At 64.9% G+C, this 15,209-nt stretch carries 13 protein-coding genes; 11 read left to right on the top strand and 2 right to left on the bottom strand.

Features of this window, described 5'->3' with window-relative positions; all coding sequences use genetic code 11:
- Positions 1 to 2 precede the first annotated feature (2 nt).
- On the bottom strand, positions 3 to 1,436 hold the full coding sequence (locus tag FJZ36_08990; protein MBM3215034.1) for an NADH:flavin oxidoreductase: 1,434 nt from the start codon (positions 1,434 to 1,436) through the stop codon (positions 3 to 5).
- Positions 1,437 to 1,584: 148 nt separating this feature from the next.
- Here FJZ36_08990 and sucC point away from each other — a divergent pair, with 148 nt between their 5' ends.
- The 11 genes from sucC (at position 1,585) to FJZ36_08935 (ending at position 14,044) form a co-directional block, all read left to right on the top strand.
- Positions 1,585 to 2,745 (top strand): ADP-forming succinate--CoA ligase subunit beta, encoded by a 1,161-nt coding sequence (sucC, locus tag FJZ36_08985; protein MBM3215033.1) that lies wholly within the window; start codon positions 1,585 to 1,587, stop codon positions 2,743 to 2,745.
- Positions 2,746 to 2,799: 54 nt separating this feature from the next.
- A complete protein-coding gene (gene sucD / locus FJZ36_08980; protein MBM3215032.1) occupies positions 2,800 to 3,684 on the top strand; it encodes a succinate--CoA ligase subunit alpha in 885 nt (294 codons plus the stop codon).
- A gap of 82 nt (positions 3,685 to 3,766) precedes the next feature.
- Positions 3,767 to 4,843 (top strand): 3-isopropylmalate dehydrogenase, encoded by a 1,077-nt coding sequence (locus FJZ36_08975; protein MBM3215031.1) that lies wholly within the window; start codon positions 3,767 to 3,769, stop codon positions 4,841 to 4,843.
- A gap of 8 nt (positions 4,844 to 4,851) precedes the next feature.
- Positions 4,852 to 5,742, top strand: coding sequence for a class I SAM-dependent methyltransferase (locus tag FJZ36_08970; GenBank protein ID MBM3215030.1), 891 nt, complete (start codon positions 4,852 to 4,854; stop codon positions 5,740 to 5,742).
- 27 nt (positions 5,743 to 5,769) lie between these two features.
- A complete protein-coding gene (locus FJZ36_08965) occupies positions 5,770 to 7,494 on the top strand; it encodes a proline--tRNA ligase (GenBank protein ID MBM3215029.1) in 1,725 nt (574 codons plus the stop codon).
- 8 nt (positions 7,495 to 7,502) lie between these two features.
- Positions 7,503 to 7,787, top strand: coding sequence for a pyrophosphohydrolase (locus FJZ36_08960; protein MBM3215028.1), 285 nt, complete (start codon positions 7,503 to 7,505; stop codon positions 7,785 to 7,787).
- 161 nt (positions 7,788 to 7,948) lie between these two features.
- On the top strand, positions 7,949 to 8,950 hold the full coding sequence (locus FJZ36_08955) for a Gfo/Idh/MocA family oxidoreductase (protein ID MBM3215027.1): 1,002 nt from the start codon (positions 7,949 to 7,951) through the stop codon (positions 8,948 to 8,950).
- Positions 8,951 to 8,970: 20 nt separating this feature from the next.
- Positions 8,971 to 10,122 carry a hypothetical protein gene (locus FJZ36_08950; protein ID MBM3215026.1) on the top strand — a complete coding sequence of 384 codons (1,152 nt, stop codon included), beginning with the start codon at positions 8,971 to 8,973 and terminating at the stop codon, positions 10,120 to 10,122.
- 9 nt (positions 10,123 to 10,131) lie between these two features.
- Entirely contained in the window at positions 10,132 to 11,109 is a 978-nt protein-coding gene (gene rsgA, locus FJZ36_08945; GenBank protein MBM3215025.1) for a ribosome small subunit-dependent GTPase A, read from the top strand.
- Between the two features lie 90 nt (positions 11,110 to 11,199).
- Positions 11,200 to 11,970, top strand: coding sequence for a LamG domain-containing protein (locus FJZ36_08940; GenBank protein MBM3215024.1), 771 nt, complete (start codon positions 11,200 to 11,202; stop codon positions 11,968 to 11,970).
- Positions 11,971 to 12,031: 61 nt separating this feature from the next.
- Complete coding sequence (locus FJZ36_08935) at positions 12,032 to 14,044, top strand: ABC transporter ATP-binding protein (GenBank protein MBM3215023.1); 2,013 nt, start codon at positions 12,032 to 12,034, stop codon at positions 14,042 to 14,044.
- A gap of 8 nt (positions 14,045 to 14,052) precedes the next feature.
- Here the strand turns inward: FJZ36_08935 and FJZ36_08930 are convergent, their stop codons facing one another.
- The gene (locus FJZ36_08930) at positions 14,053 to 15,138 is read right to left on the bottom strand and encodes an ABC transporter permease (GenBank protein MBM3215022.1); all 1,086 of its coding nucleotides are present in this window, start codon (positions 15,136 to 15,138) and stop codon (positions 14,053 to 14,055) included.
- Positions 15,139 to 15,209 lie beyond the last annotated feature (71 nt).

Genomic DNA, 15,209 nt, shown 5'->3' with positions numbered 1-15,209 from the left:
ACCTACGCCTTCTTGGGGTCCGTCGCCAGCATGTCCTTGTAGATTGCGGCATAGGGCTCGTCGCGCGGCACGCAGCCAGCGGGAAACTGACCGAGCTCGTTGTGCTTGCCGCGCATCAACGCGGTGCAGTAGCTGACTGCGACGCACGCGCGATGTCGGCTCATCTCGCCGTGCTCCATCGCATCGCGCACGAAATCCGGGTACGCGAGCGCGCCACGCCCCACGCCGACCATCGAGACGCGGTCGGTTCGCAGGTTGGCAGCGGCGACCTGGAGCAGATAGTGCTGGAGCCAGCTATACCCGGTCCCGATGGCGACGACGTTGGGCGCGGCTCGATGGATCGCCTCAGCAGCGGCGAAGTGTCGCGCGACGCCCAGTAGAGGATGCTCGGGGGTCGTGTAGGCGTCCGTGGGCGGGCGCTCGAACGGGCGTCCGACGTGCGGATTGTAGTACGGGCTCCCCATCGTCACGTTGATCATCGCCACACCCATCTCGGCGAGCTCTTGTGCGTAGCGCACGGGCTCCGACAGGTCCATCCTGGTCGGGTCGTCCGCATCGGTTCCCCAGCCTCCGAGGTAGGGAGTCGGGACGGGTCGCGCGACGCCCTCCTTCGTCTCCGGGTCGAGCCGGTACGGGATGCCGTCGTAGACGTTCAGCCGCGTCGCGACGATGATCCTGTCGCCGAGCTCGTCGCGTAGGCGTCCGATGACGTTTCGCGCCAGCCGCGTCCGGTTCTCGAAACTCCCGCCGTATTCGCCTGGACGCCGCCGCGCTGAGAGCAGTTCCGATAGCAGGTAGCGGTGGCACTGCTTGATGTCGACGAAGTCGAACCCCGCCCGCGCCGCAAGACGAGCTGCGTTCACGAGGTCATCCTCGACGCGGCGCAGATCGTCGTCCGTCAGCAGCGGCGTGCTGCCATCGACCATCGTGCCCGTCTTCTTGTCGGCGACGGTCACGCTGTCAACCACCGGGTCGTGGGCGGCGATCAGAGGCTTGCGGTAGGAGTAGCGACCCGAATGAGTCAACTGGAGCCCGACCAGGAAGTCGCCGTCGTCGCCGTGGACGCGGCGATGCGCGGCTCGCGTCTGCTTCAACAGCGACGCCAGCGAGGGCAGGTTCCTCTCGTTGATGAGAAGCTGGCGTGTGTTGGCGCGCGACTCTTCCGTGACGGCGGTCGCCTCGCCCCAGACGAGCTTCGCTCCGCCCTCCCCAAATCGTAACCAGCGTCGGATGGTCAAATCGCCCGGTTTGCCGTCGCGCGTGCCGTCGCAGCCCTCCATCGGATGGATGGCGAGCCGGTTCCCGACACGCCTTCCTCCGACCTCGATCGGCTCGAAGCACGGAGCGAGATCCGTGTCGAGCTGGATATCCAGCCCCAGCGCAGTGATGTCCTCGGCGAGCATCTCGAGGGTTTTGTAGGTGAAGTACTTCCGCATACGGTCTCCGGCTCCTCGGTCTGGTGGCGTCAAGCCGCGCCACGCGCGGATGGCTTCATATACCGCGAGGAGTATGCTAGACTTCTCGCGGCAAAGGCAATTTCCGGCTGCGTTCGGCGATCTCAACAGTCAGGCAGATGGCTGATCGATGAATGTCCACGAGTATCAGGCGAAGGAAGTCCTGAAGCGGTTCGGCGTGCCGGTTCCCCCAGGCGGCGTGGCGACGACGCCCGAAGAGGCTGCGGCGGTCGCCCAGATGCTCAACGTGGACGCGTTCGTCGTCAAGGCGCAGATCCATGCCGGAGGACGCGGCAAAGGGGGAGGCGTCAAGCTCGCCCAGTCCGTCGATGAAGTGCGAGAGATCGCGGGCAAGATGATCGGCATGAACCTCGTCACGCACCAGACGGGCCCCGATGGCAAGATCGTCCAGAGAGTGTTGGTCGCGCCCGCAGCCGTAATCCACAGCGAGCTCTATCTCGGTATGACGCTCGACCGCGTGACCTCCCGCGTGACGGTCATCGCGAGCCGGGAGGGGGGCGTCGAGATCGAGACGGTCGCGGCAGAGCGCCCGGAGGCGATCCTTCGGGAGGCGGTCGATCCTGCCGTCGGGCTGCTGCCCTTCCAGGTGAACCGCATCGCCTACGGGCTTGGGCTCGATGCGGACGTGCGAAAGCAGTTCCTCCCGCTGGCGCTGAACCTGTACCGAGCATTCGTCGACGCGGATGCGTCGCTGGTCGAGATCAACCCATTAGCGATCATCGACGACGGGAAGCTGGTCGCTCTCGACGCCAAGATGAACTTCGATGACAGCGCCCTGTACCGGCAGCGCGAGGTAGCCACCATGCGCGATCCTTCCGAAGAAGACCCGCGCGAGGTTGCTGCCCACGAGCACGACCTGAGCTACGTCGGCTTGTCCGGCAACATCGGCTGCATGGTAAACGGCGCTGGGCTCGCGATGGCGACGATGGACATCATCAAATACTACGGGGGAGAGCCGGCGAACTTCCTGGACGTCGGCGGCGGCGCGACGGCGGCGCGTGTGGCGGCGGCGTTCAAGCTGATCCTCGCGGACGAGAACGTGCGTGTCGTCCTCGTCAACATCTTTGGCGGGATCATGAAGTGCGACGTCATCGCCCAAGGGGTTCTCGACGCAATGCGCGAGGCGGAGTTGCGGGTTCCGCTGATCGTGCGTCTCGAAGGTACGAACGTCGAGCTCGGACGCTCCATGCTGCGGGATTCCGGACTGAACATCATCTCCGCCGACAGTCTCGACGACGCCGCGCAAAAGGCGGTCGCCGCTCTTGGGTAGCGCGCGTGCCTCCCGCACGGCAGTCCTGGGGCGTGGCTCCACGCAGGGGAAACTATGAGCGTTCTCGTCGACCGAAACACGAGGCTGCTGGTTCAGGGCATTACCGGCAGCGCTGGCGCGTTTCACACGATCCAGGCGATGGAATACGGGACGAACGTCGTGGCTGGTACAAGCCCGGGCAAGGGAGGTTCGACGTTCGAGGGCAAGGTGCCCGTCTTCAACACGGTGTTGGAGGCAGTCGGAGCCACTGGGGCGAACGCGTCGGTCATTTACGTGCCGGCTCCGTTCGCGCCCGACGCCATCGCCGAAGCCGCCGACGCGGGCATCGCACTCATCGTCTGCATCACCGAGGGCATTCCGGTCCTCGACATGGTGAAGGTCAAGCGCTACCTGCAAGGCAAGCGTTCGCGTCTGATCGGGCCCAACTGCCCCGGCATCATCACACCGGCACAGTGCAAGATCGGCATCATGCCCGGCTACATCCACCAACCCGGATCGGTCGGCGTGGTGTCCAGAAGCGGGACGCTGACCTACGAAGCGGTGTATCAGACAACGCGCCTCGGATACGGACAGTCAACGTGCATCGGCATCGGCGGCGATCCCGTGAACGGGACGAACTTCGTCGACGCGCTGCACATGTTCGAGGCAGACTCCGACACTGAGGCGATCATCCTGATCGGCGAGATCGGCGGAACCGCCGAAGAGGACGCCGCCGAGTACATCTCGAAGTATGTCACGAAGCCGGTCGTCGGGTTCATCGCGGGGTCGACGGCTCCCAAGGGAAAGCGGATGGGGCACGCCGGAGCGATCATCGCAGGCGGCAAAGGGACGGCAGCCGAGAAGATCGAGGCGCTCACCAACGCCGGTGTCGTCGTCGCCCCGACCCCTTCGACCATCGGGAAGACGCTCGTGGAACGGCTCGGAACGGCAATCGGCTAGGAACGCTTCGCTTGTCATCGTCGCGGAGCGGTAGTACATCACGGCGCATGGCACCCAGGATAACGGAGAACCAATCCCTCCCATGGCATACAAGATTGCGCTCTTGCCCGGAGACGGCATCGGACCCGAAGTGACCGACGAGGCGATGAAGGTCGTTCGCGCTGCCGCAGACGTCTGTGGGTTCGACTACGAGACACAGTCTTACGACTTTGGCGGCGATCGCTACCTCGCCACGGGCGAAGTGCTCCCGGCGTCGGCGATCGAGGAGTTCCGACAGTTCGATGCGATCTTTCTGGGCGCGATCGGACATCAGGACGTTGCCCCGGGCATCTTGGAGAAGGGCATCCTCCTCAAGTGCCGGTTCGAGCTGGATCAGTACATCAATCTGCGCCCCGTCAAGCTCTACCCGGGCGTCGAGTGTCCCCTCAAGAACAAGGGACCCGAGGACATCGACTTCGTGGTCGTCCGCGAGAACACGGAAGGCATCTACAGCGGCGCTGGCGGGATCCAGTACAAGGGCATGCCGTCGGAGGTATCGACGCAGATTCACGTGACGACGCGATTCGGCGCCGAGCGCTGCATCCGGTACGCCTTCGACCTCGCGCGCAAGCGCGGCAAGAAGCTGCAGCTTCATCTGGTCGCCAAGACGAACGTCCTGACGTTCGTCCACGACACGTGGTGGAGGGCGTTCAACGAGGTGGGCGACGCGGACTACCCGGACATCAAGCGCGAGTATGCTCACGTGGACGCCGCCTGCATGTGGTTCGTGAAGAATCCGGAGTGGTTCGATGTGATCGTGACGGACAACCAGCTAGGCGATATCATCACCGACCTCGGCGCCGCGATCCAGGGCGGTCTGGGCGTTGCCGCGTCCGGGAACCTGAACCCGAACGGCGTCTCGATGTTCGAGCCGATCCACGGCTCGGCGCCGCGTTATCGAGGACAGGGCAAGATCAACCCGATCGCTGCCATCGCCGCTGGCGGGATGATGCTGGAGCACCTCGGCGAAGAGCGCGGAGCCCGGCTCGTCGAGGAGGCGATTGTCACTATCCTCGGCAGCGGCAAGATCAAGGACCTGGGAGCCGGTAGGATGGGCTATTCGACGTCCGAGGTCGGCGACATGATCGCGGCAGAGGTGCGTCGCGCGGCGGCGCAGTAGGGTCGTGAATGGCAGTTGGGCGACCAGAACCTGAGCTTCGCAGTCCGGGAGCCGAGTCGCGCCGGTTCCTGACGGAACCCATTCGCCGCGCCGCGTGGGTCAGCTTCGTCGAGTTCTTCGCGCTAGGCGACATGAACGCGCCGGTGCTGGTCATCGGCTGCGGCGACGGTTTCTGGCTCGAAGTACTGCGGTCGTTGGGGTTCACGAGAGTCGCGGGCATCGACTCGTCGCCCGAGATGGTCAGCGCGGCGGTTGCCAAGGGGCTCGACGTGAGTCTCGGTGAACCGCAGACGCTCGACGCGGGTCAGGCGTGCGATATCGTCGTCTTGGGCGACTCGCTCGCGCGACTGGACGATCCCCGCGCCGCGCTGAACGCCGCCCACCGCGTGCTGCGCACGCGGGGCCTGCTCTACATCGTCGTGCCGGTATACGACTCGGTCGCAGATCTGTACGCCCGCCGACGAAGCCGGCTCACCCGTGCCGAGCAGTGCCAGCTCGATGACCCGTCCTACCTGCACGTCTTCGACGAGCAAGCGCTGCACGCGCTCCTCGACGAATGTCACTTCACGATCGACGACTCACGTCACTTCGCCAACGCGGTCCCGGGCGTTCGGGGGAACGTGCCGTGGACCGGCGGCGGGCGCTACGGACGCTGGCTGCGCATCTTGGCACGGAGCCGGTTCTACGTGGATTTGGATCACGGAGTGGACGAACGACACGAGCCAGCGTTGCGCGAGTCAGAGCAGCAGTTCCCCGCCGCCGACGAGACCGTCGTCGGCGAAGGTGACCGACACAGCGCGGAGCCTCTGCCCGAACCCGAACCGGATATGACCGAGATCCAGGGAGACGATCAGCAGGACGTGGACGAGACCGAGGCGGAGACGCCCACAGAGCGCTGAGCTTTCGACATCCATGACAGGGCCCAGATGCGACAGTCCCAGCTCTTCGGACGCACCGTCCGCGAGGTTCCTGCAGACGCACAGCTTCCCAGCCATCAGTTGCTTGTCCGCGCCGGTCTCATCCGCCAACTGTCATCCGGGCTCTACACGGCGTTGCCACTGGCGCAGCGTTCCATCCACAAGATCGAGCGGATCATCCGCGAGGAGATGGACGCGATCGGCGGACAAGAGATCAACATGCCGTTGGTCCACCCGGCGGAGCTGTGGGAGGAGTCTGGGCGCTACGGCGCGTTGGTGGGCAGAGAGCTCGCCGGATTCACCGACCGCGCTGGTCGCCCCATGGTCCTGGCGATGACGCACGAGGAATCGGTCACGTTCCACGCCCGGAACGAGATCCGCTCGTACCGCCAGCTTCCGTTGATGGTCTACCAGATCAAGCTCAAGTTCCGCGATGAACCGCGTCCTCGCGCCGGACTGATCCGCGTGCGCGAGTTCACGATGAAAGACGCCTACTCGTTCCACGAGAGCCAGGAGGACCTGGAGCGCTACTACCGAGAGGTCTATGACGCCTACTCGCGCATCTTCACGCGGGCTGGCGTTCCGACGGTCGTCGTCGAGTCCGACCCGGGAATGATCGGCGGAACCGGGGCTCACGAGTTCATGCTCGTGACTCCGTCCGGGGAGGACAACCTGATCCTCTGCGACGCCTGCGGCTACACGGCGAATGCCGAGGTCGCCGTCTGCGACAAGGGCCCGGCTGAGTTCGGCGACCCGTTGCCATCGGAGCTCGTTGAGACGCCCGGTACGACGACGATCTCCGAGGTGGCAGCGCTGCTTGGCATCAGCGAGCGACAGACGATGAAGGCAGTGTTCTACGTCGCTGGAGAGCAGTTCGTCTTCGCCGTCCTGCGCGGCGATCTCGACGTGAACGAGACCAAACTTCGGAACCGGTTGGGTGTCGCCGAGATACGACCGGCGCGCGACGAGGAGATCCGTGCCCACGGCGTGACCCCCGGCTACGCGTCGCCCATCGGCGCGCGGGACACGGTCATCGTCGTCGACGATTCGGTCCGCGACATGACGAACGGTGTCGCCGGAGCGAATCGAGACGGCTACCACCTCAGAAACGTCAACTTCCCGCGCGACTTCGCGGCGGACGTCCTTGCGGACATCGCGCTCGTCGAGGACGGCTGCGCCTGCGCCAGGTGCGGCGGACGCCTTCGAGCTGCCCGGGGCATCGAGGTCGGCAACATCTTCCGTCTGGGGACGAAGTACAGCGAGGCGATGGAGGCTGTCTATCTGGACGCCGAGGGTCGCACGCGCCCTCTCATCATGGGGTGCTACGGCATCGGAGTCGGTCGTCTGCTGGCTTCGGCGGTCGAAGCCAGTTATGACGCCGATGGGATCATCTTCCCCTACTCGATCGCTCCGTACCACGTCCATCTGCTGCATGTCGGGAAGGGGGACGAGGCTGCACAGGTCGCCGAGTCGCTCTACCGCGAGTGGACTGCCGAGGGCGTCGAGGTGCTCTATGACGACCGCGATGAGAGCCCGGGCGTCAAGTTCAAGGACTCCGACCTGATCGGGCTGCCCGTCCGCGTGACCGTGAGCGAGCGGACGCTCAAGCAGGACGCCTACGAGGTCAAGCTGAGAACCGAGGCTGATCGCGAGGTCGTCCCCCGCGACGGGTTCCGCCTCGCCCCGTACCTGGAGCGGGCGCGCGTCAACTCCGAACGACGAGCGTCGACGTGACCCAGTCCATGACGATCGCGGAGTTCCAGCGGCGCATCGAAGCAGCGTACTTCGAGCGCGACGCGGCTCGCGGGGTTCCGACGACGTTCGTTTGGTTCACCGAAGAGGTCGGCGAGCTCGCCAAGGAGGTCCGTCGCCAGCCTCGTGATACGCAACGGCTGACAGCCGAGATCGCCGACGTCTTCGCGTGGCTGTCGACTCTCGCATCCATGCTGGGGATCGAACTGACCGATTGCGCCGAAGTCTACGCGGACGGCTGCCCAAAGTGCGGGAAATCGCCGTGCGCGTGTTAGTGGTTCATTTCGTAGATTGATCACGATTCGTAGGGGCGACGCGCCGCGTCGCCCATGCTCTACGGCGTCCGTCGATGCGACCGGTATTCACCAAACAGACCAGTCAGTGCGTCCGCTCGCGATCTGAGCTCTCTTGGGCCAACTGACGAAGGAATGGAGCCATGGGCAAGACCTATCGGGCTGCTGTGATCGGGTGCGGCGGCATCTCGCACAGCCACGCGGTTCAGTACCATCGCGCTGAAGACATCGAGCTCGTCGCCTGCGCCGACATCAACGAGGAGGCGCTCGCCAAGTACCGCGCCGAGTACGGCGTCGAGCGCACCTACAACGACTTCGAAGAGATGCTCGACAAGGAGAAGCCGGACCTGGTGAGCGTGTGCACCTGGGTCGGTCTGCATCCGACTGCCACTATCGCCGCCGCCAAAGCAGGCGTGCGCGGCATTCTGTGCGAGAAGCCGATGGCGGTGAACCTGGCGCTCGCTGACGAGATGCTCGCCGCCTGCGACGGGGCTGGCGCGAAGCTGGCTATCGGGCACCAGCTTCGGTTCCACGGGCCCTACGTCGCAACGAAGCGCTTGCTCGCCGACGGGGAGATCGGCGAGCTCATCAAGGTCCACGGCGTCTGCGAGGGCGGCGACCTTATCGACAACGCGACGCACACGGTCGATCTGATGCGCTGGTTCGGCGACGATTCGCCGACCGAGTGGGTCATGGGGCAGATTCATCGCGGCAACGCGAGTCTGAAGTTCGGCATCGCGGCAGTCGAAGACGCTCTCGGCTACTGGAAGAGCGCCAACGGCGTGCGCTACTTCATCGAGTCGGGGCGATTCACGGCGCGCGGCTATCACCACATCTACCTGTATGGCACCGAGGGCGAAATCGAGATCGGCGTTCCCGGCGGACCGGCGTTGCGGTTCCGCAGTGAATCGACCGGCGGGAAGTGGGCGACGACCGAGATGCGCGACGACTCGTCTCCCGTGCGCGATCTGATCGACGCGGTCGAGGGGAACCGCGAGCACCGGTCGAGCGGTCGCAACGGTCGCGCGGCGCACGAAGTCCTGCTCTCCATCTTCGAATCATCGCGCCGCCGAACTCTCGTGCCCTGTCCACTCGAAACCAAAGGGTTCCCGCTCCAGGAGATGATCGACGCGGGAGAGGTCTAGCCGACGGAGGTTCCCAAGAGGTGAGGTATACTTTCATCGCGAAGTCGCTGATCGCGCTTCTGGCTTGCGTGGCGTCGACCGCCGTCGCCCTGCCGCGCTTCGCCCTGTCCGAAGGGCAGGCGTGCGTCCAGTGCCACGCCAATCCGGCTGGCGGAGGCATGCGCACCAGCTACGGATCGGACGTGTTCGGCGCGTCGGTACTCGCGATCCGGTCCGGCAAGGCTGCGAACGGGCAGGTGACGGACTCGCTGCGTCTGGGCGGCGATGCCCGGTTCCAGGGCTATGCCTACTCGGACGATGACGGCGTTTCGTCTGAGACACGCGCGGGCTTCTTCACGATGCAGGCGGACATCGGTTTCGATTGGCGGCTGTCGGACGACGTCAGCCTGTTTCTCACACACGATGCGTTGCGAGGAGCTGCCGAGATCGGAGCCGTGAAGACGTATCGCGACGGCACGATCCGCGTGCAGGTCGGCAGCTTCATGCCGAACTACGGGCTCCGTCACGACGACCACACGGCGTTCGTCCGGGGCGGATCGACGCGTCCGCCGCTGAACGCCCCCGGCGACGGGCTGCTGTGGAAGCCCAAGTTCGTGGACACGGGGATTGAAGCGTCGGCGAAGATGGGCCCCTGGGTGACAGTGGGCGTCTACAACGGCGACGACACGCTGCCCTTCGGTCCTGACACAGGAGTCGGCAACGACAAGGCGTACCTGGCTCGCGCGGAATCGGGCGGCAAGGTGGCGGGCGTGCGGACGCTCGCAGGGGCGAATGTATACGGCAACCGGAACGACGACGCCGACTCGGATATGCTGCTCGTGGGAGGATTCGCCGGTGTCGCTCTGGGCGACCTGACACTGATGGCGGAGGCGGACTACGCCAGCGATCTGCTCGCATCCGAGTCCGACCCCGGCTCCGGCGCGACGACGCTCGCGCTCTACTCCGAGGCTGCCTACCGCGTCACCCGAGGACTATACGGGATCGTGCGCTTCGAGCACTTCGATCCTGACCTCGACGCTGCCGCCGGCCGGGTGCATCGGGCGTCGGTCGGCGTTGAACTGTTCCCGGTGCCCCACGTGGAGTTCAAGCCGACACTCAGGTTCGAGACGGATTCGCGCGCGGCCGGCTTCGACAGCATCGAGGCGTTGCTGCAATCCCACTGGTGGTTCTGAGGGAGCGAGCTGATCCACGACGACGAGAGCGTTACAGGAACCGTCCTCCGCGCTGAGGCGAGCATCTACACGGTTCGAACGAAGTGCGGAACGCTACGGTGTACATTGCGCGGACGCCTCAAAGAGGCGCTCTACGACGAAGCCGATGACGGCTCGCTGCGACGGCGATATGCTGACCCCGTGACCGTCGGCGATCAGGTCGTCGTCACCGTCGTGAACGGCATCGAGGGCGCCATCGAGGACCTCGAGCCACGGCGCACTCGGCTCTCCCGTATCGACACGAAGCCCCATCCCGGCGCGCCGGATGTCGAGCACGTCATCGTCGCCAACATCGACCGCGTGTTCGTCATCGTCTCCATCCGCAAGCCGCGCGTGAACTTCCGATTCGTCGATCGCCTTCTCATCATGGCGCAGTTCGGGGGCGTCGAACCCGTGGTGGTCGTCAACAAGTGCGACCTGCTTCAGCCGCCGGAGCGCGCCGAGCTCGACCAGACGATGGCGACCGTCTACGAGCCCATCGGAGTCCGTTGGGTCGCGACCTCTGCCGAGACGGGAGAAGGGATCGACTCTCTGCGGAACGCGCTGTCGTCCGGCATGAACGCGTTCGTCGGGATGTCGGGAACCGGCAAGTCGTCACTGCTGAACCGTCTGGATCCGTCACTCGCCCTTCGGACTGAGGCGATCAGCGAATGGTCTGGCAAGGGACGCCACACGACGACCTATGTCGAACTACTCGAGCTCGAGGGCGGCGTTCAGGTCGCCGACACTCCTGGCATTCGCGAGGCGGGTCTGTGGGGCGTTCCCGATGGCTTACTCGACTCGTACTTCGTCGAGATGATCCCCTACATCGGGAAGTGCCGGTTTCGCAACTGCTGGCATCTCGCCGAGCCCGACTGCGCCGTCCGCGACGCTGTGAAGGCAGGAGACATCTCGGCTCAACGGTATGCCAGCTACCGCCGCCTATGCGGCGAGGGCCCGACGCGGTAGCGTCAAGTTGCGATGACCGAAGCGAGACACTACATTCACCCGTAGATATGGCGCAATCGGGCAGACAGCCAACCCGAACGGAGGCAGGCAATGACACGATCACGCAAGTGGGGGCTGCTGGTAGTCGCCGCACTCCTCGCGCTGACGCCAGCGCTGCGAGCCCAAAACAAAGACCTAATCCTTTACTACGACTACGAAGAGATCCGAGGCGCGAACGTCATCGACAAGTCCGGCAAGGGACACGACGGCGTGATCAACGGAAAAATCGTGCTTGAGGCCGGCAAGCACGGACAGGCAGCACGGTTTTCGTCCGGCAGCTTCATCGACCTCGACGGCGCGAACTGGCCCGCCGACCAGATCCCTCGGAGTGGATTCAGCGTCGTCGCGTGGATGAACGTCGATATGCAGGCTGACCACGCCATCTTCAACGCGCGAGCGAACGACTCGACGTGGCTCGTCCATCCCGAGTTCCGCAACGACGGGAACTTCCGATGGCTGCTGCGCGGCGACGGCGGCGCGACCATCTTCGACATTCGGGGCGGGAAGTCCGAGCCGAAGAAGTGGATTCACTACGCGGGAACCTATGACGGCAGCACGGGCCGCCTCTACATCAACGGCGAAGAGGTAGGAAGCAACGCGGGCGGCATGAAGATCGCCAAGGACTGGGGGCAGGGCGCGCGCGTCGGACTCAACATCGACAACGCTCGACCATTCACAGGCTTGATGGACGATCTGAACCTCTGGATTCGTGGGTTGTCGGCAGACGAGGTGAAGACGGTCATGGAGTTCGGGCCGTTGCCACAGGCGGTTTCTCCCCGGGGCAGACTGACGACAATCTGGGCGTCGCTGAGGCGCGGCTAGTCCCTGAGCCGCTGAGGCGGGGCGTTCGGGCCCCGCCTCGCCGAGGAAACAAGGACACTCCATGGCGCGCGGGATGCGAGGGCTCACATCCATCGGACCCCCCGGCGCAGAGAACTACGAACGGCAGGTTCCATTCCGCCAGACCTACTTCCGCCTGCTCGCGTACGCCAAGCCCTATCTGCCCGCCGTGGGGCTCATTCTCGGGCTCTCCTTCGTCACTTCGTTCATCGGCATCCTGCCGCCGCAGGTGATGGGCGTCGCAATCGACGAGATCACTGGCTTTGGCGAGTCGCGCATCGAGCGACCCGCCCGTGACGCGCCGTCCCGTCCATCTCTGAACTTGCCGATTGCTCCTTACATCCACCGAGCGGCGCGGTACGTGTCGGCGGAGTGGCTTGTCGACGCCAATCCGGCGATGGCGACGGCATTCGTGCTGGTCGCTGCGTTCCTCGTGCTCTTCGCCGTAGCACGGCTGGTGTCGGTCGCGCAGGGCTTCATCATGGCGCGCGTGGGTCAGTCGCTGATCTACGACATGCGGAGCCACGTGTACGCGCACGTGCAGCGCCTGCCGCTCAAGTACTTCGAGGATCGGCCGACCGGCGACGTCATGTCGCGCGTCATCAACGACGTCAACTCCTTGGAGCAGGTGATCGTCGGTCCCGTGGTCGGGCTCATCACAGACGTGAGCCGACTCCTGTTCGTGTTCTACTTCTGCCTATCGTGGGACTGGAAGCTGACGCTAATGTCGCTGATCGCGGCGCCCGGACTCATCGTCTCGACAGCGCTCATCGGTCGGCTCCTGCGCAAGAACTTCCGCCTTCTGCGTGAGAAGATGGGCGAACTCAACGCGGCGATTCAGGACAACATCACTGGCATCCGCATCATCCAGAGCTTCGTCCGCGAGGACTACGAGCTGGAGCGGTTCAACCGCAAGAGCCACGAGACCTACACGATCAACGTCCGTCTGGCGCGCATCTTCACGGCGTTTCGCCCATGGATCGACTTCCTGAACCAGATCGGCATCCTGGTCGTGCTCGGGTTCGGCAGCATCAAGGTAATGAACGGGGAGATGAAGCCGGGCATGTTCGTCGTCTTCATCCAGTATCTGCCGATGCTCTTCGAGCCGATCACGGGGTTCACCCGGTTCTACAACATGGTCCAGCAGGCGCTGGCTTCGTGCGAGCGTGTGTTCGAGGTGCTCGACACCGAACCTGCCATCACATCGCCGCCGAATGCGAGCCTTCTCCCGCGCTTGAGCGCCGAGGTCGAGTTTCGTGGCGTCCACTTCGCCTACCGACCTGATGTCGAGGTGCTCGGCGGCATCGACCTGCATGCCAAGCCTGGTGAGATGGTCGCTCTCGTTGGGCCCAGCGGAGCCGGCAAGAGCACCCTGGTGAACCTGATCCCCAGGTTCTACGATCCGACGCGCGGGGGTATCTTCGTCGATGGGCACGATCTGCGAACGGTGGACTTGACCTCGCTGCGCAAGCAGATCGGCGTCGTCTTGCAGGACCCGTTCCTGTTCAATGTCTCGATCCGCGAGAACATCCGCTACGGAAGGCTGGACGCATCCGATGACGAGGTCGAGGCGGCAGCCCGTGCCGCCAACGCCCACGACTTCATCGTCGATGCGCCGGAAGGGTACGACACGCTCATCGGCGAACGCGGCATCAAGCTGTCCGGCGGGCAGCGCCAGCGGCTGTCCATCGCGCGGGCAATCCTCGCCGACGCGCGCATCTTGATCCTGGACGAGGCGACCAGTTCCGTCGATTCCGAGACGGAGCACTTGATCCAGGAAGCCATCCATCGGCTCGTCAGGAACCGAACCACTTTCGTGATCGCCCACCGGCTATCCACCGTGCAGGACGCCGATCAGATCCTCGTCCTGGATGGCGGACGGATCGTGGAGCGCGGCACGCACGGGAGCCTGTTGGCGGCAGATGGTCTCTACGCACGGCTCCACGAAGTGCAGTTCCGGGCGGGGAGCCCATCGCCGGAGCCAGAACCGCGCGGCGCCCCACGGAGGCAGGTAGAGCCGATCCCCACGCTGGACAACGGATCGAACCTGACCTAGCCCGGCGGTCAGCTCTTGCGGAACCGAAGCTCCACGATCCCGTAGCCGATGGACAGCAGGACGATCAGTCCGCGCACGACGTCCACGAGCTTGTCGGGGACGTAGTTCGGCTCGAACGTCATCTCCCGCGACCCGGAAGCCAACGCGCCGAAGAAGAGCGCGCTCGCGATCACTCCCAGCGGGTTCAGACGCGCGAGCATCGCGACCGCTATCGCCGTGAATCCGTACCCGACAGTCGTGAAGCCCTGGCTGAGGGACTTCACACGCCCCAAGAGCTCGACGCTTCCCGCCAGTCCCGCCAGACACCCGCTCAGAAACATTGTTCCGACGAGATGGCGCGAGACGTTGATCCCGGCATATGTCGCGGCGACCGGGTTGGAGCCCACCGCCCTGAGCCCGAATCCGAGGGTCGTGCGAAACATCAGCACGTGAATCGCGATTGCCGCAGCGAGGGCGAGGAAGATACCGGCGTGGAGGTCTGTGCGGGGATCGAGCAGCCAGAGCTGTCCCGACTTGGTGATCTCGTTGGTCTGCGACGTGCCGGGCACCCCCTCTAAGGGGCCCGTTACGGCGAACTTGACGATCTCAATCGCGACGAAGTTCAGCATGATCGTGCTGATGACTTCCGGCACGCCACGCCAGGCGCGAAGCGCTCCCGCGACCGCTGCCCAAGCGCCGCCGCCGAGAATCCCGAGCAACAACATCGCCGGCACGAACACGGATGTGGGGAGCTCCGCGCTCACTCCGAGCCAGGTCGTCAGCAGCGTGCCGACCAGAAGCTGCCCTTCCGCGCCGATGTTGAGCGCGCCGCAGCGGAAGGCGACCGCTACGGCGAGCCCCGTGAGGATGATCGGGCACGCATTCGTCAGCGTGACGCCCCATCCACGAGCCGAGCCCACGCTGCCCACCCAGAACGCCCGCAGGCAGGACGCGAGGTCGTAGCCGCTCGCCGCCAGCAGGATCAGAGCGAGTCCGAGCGACGCGCCGATCACAGCGAGCGTCCTCGCCAGAGGCATCAGCCGGGCAGCAACCCGAGCGGCTCGAGCGTTCTGCAGCCACGGCATCACGATGCCGCTCCCAGTCCGAGCATCCATTGCCCGACGATGGCGCGAACCTCGGCGGTTCCCGGTGGGAGCTCGCGGAGAGAACCTCGGAAAAGGACGCC

The organism is Candidatus Poribacteria bacterium (genome assembly GCA_016866785.1).
In the GTDB taxonomy this organism is placed as follows: Bacteria; Poribacteria; WGA-4E.
This window is presented reverse-complemented; position numbering and strand designations above follow the sequence as displayed.

Coding starts and splice junctions, on each gene's coding strand:
- FJZ36_08990 (MBM3215034.1), bottom strand. CDS start 1,436: ATGCGGAAGTACTTCACCTACAAAACCCTCGAGATGCTCGCCGAGGAC.
- sucC (MBM3215033.1), top strand. CDS start 1,585: ATGAATGTCCACGAGTATCAGGCGAAGGAAGTCCTGAAGCGGTTCGGC.
- sucD (MBM3215032.1), top strand. CDS start 2,800: ATGAGCGTTCTCGTCGACCGAAACACGAGGCTGCTGGTTCAGGGCATT.
- FJZ36_08975 (MBM3215031.1), top strand. CDS start 3,767: ATGGCATACAAGATTGCGCTCTTGCCCGGAGACGGCATCGGACCCGAA.
- FJZ36_08970 (MBM3215030.1), top strand. CDS start 4,852: ATGGCAGTTGGGCGACCAGAACCTGAGCTTCGCAGTCCGGGAGCCGAG.
- FJZ36_08965 (MBM3215029.1), top strand. CDS start 5,770: ATGCGACAGTCCCAGCTCTTCGGACGCACCGTCCGCGAGGTTCCTGCA.
- FJZ36_08960 (MBM3215028.1), top strand. CDS start 7,503: ATGACGATCGCGGAGTTCCAGCGGCGCATCGAAGCAGCGTACTTCGAG.
- FJZ36_08955 (MBM3215027.1), top strand. CDS start 7,949: ATGGGCAAGACCTATCGGGCTGCTGTGATCGGGTGCGGCGGCATCTCG.
- FJZ36_08940 (MBM3215024.1), top strand. CDS start 11,200: ATGACACGATCACGCAAGTGGGGGCTGCTGGTAGTCGCCGCACTCCTC.
- FJZ36_08935 (MBM3215023.1), top strand. CDS start 12,032: ATGGCGCGCGGGATGCGAGGGCTCACATCCATCGGACCCCCCGGCGCA.
- FJZ36_08930 (MBM3215022.1), bottom strand. CDS start 15,138: ATGGATGCTCGGACTGGGAGCGGCATCGTGATGCCGTGGCTGCAGAAC.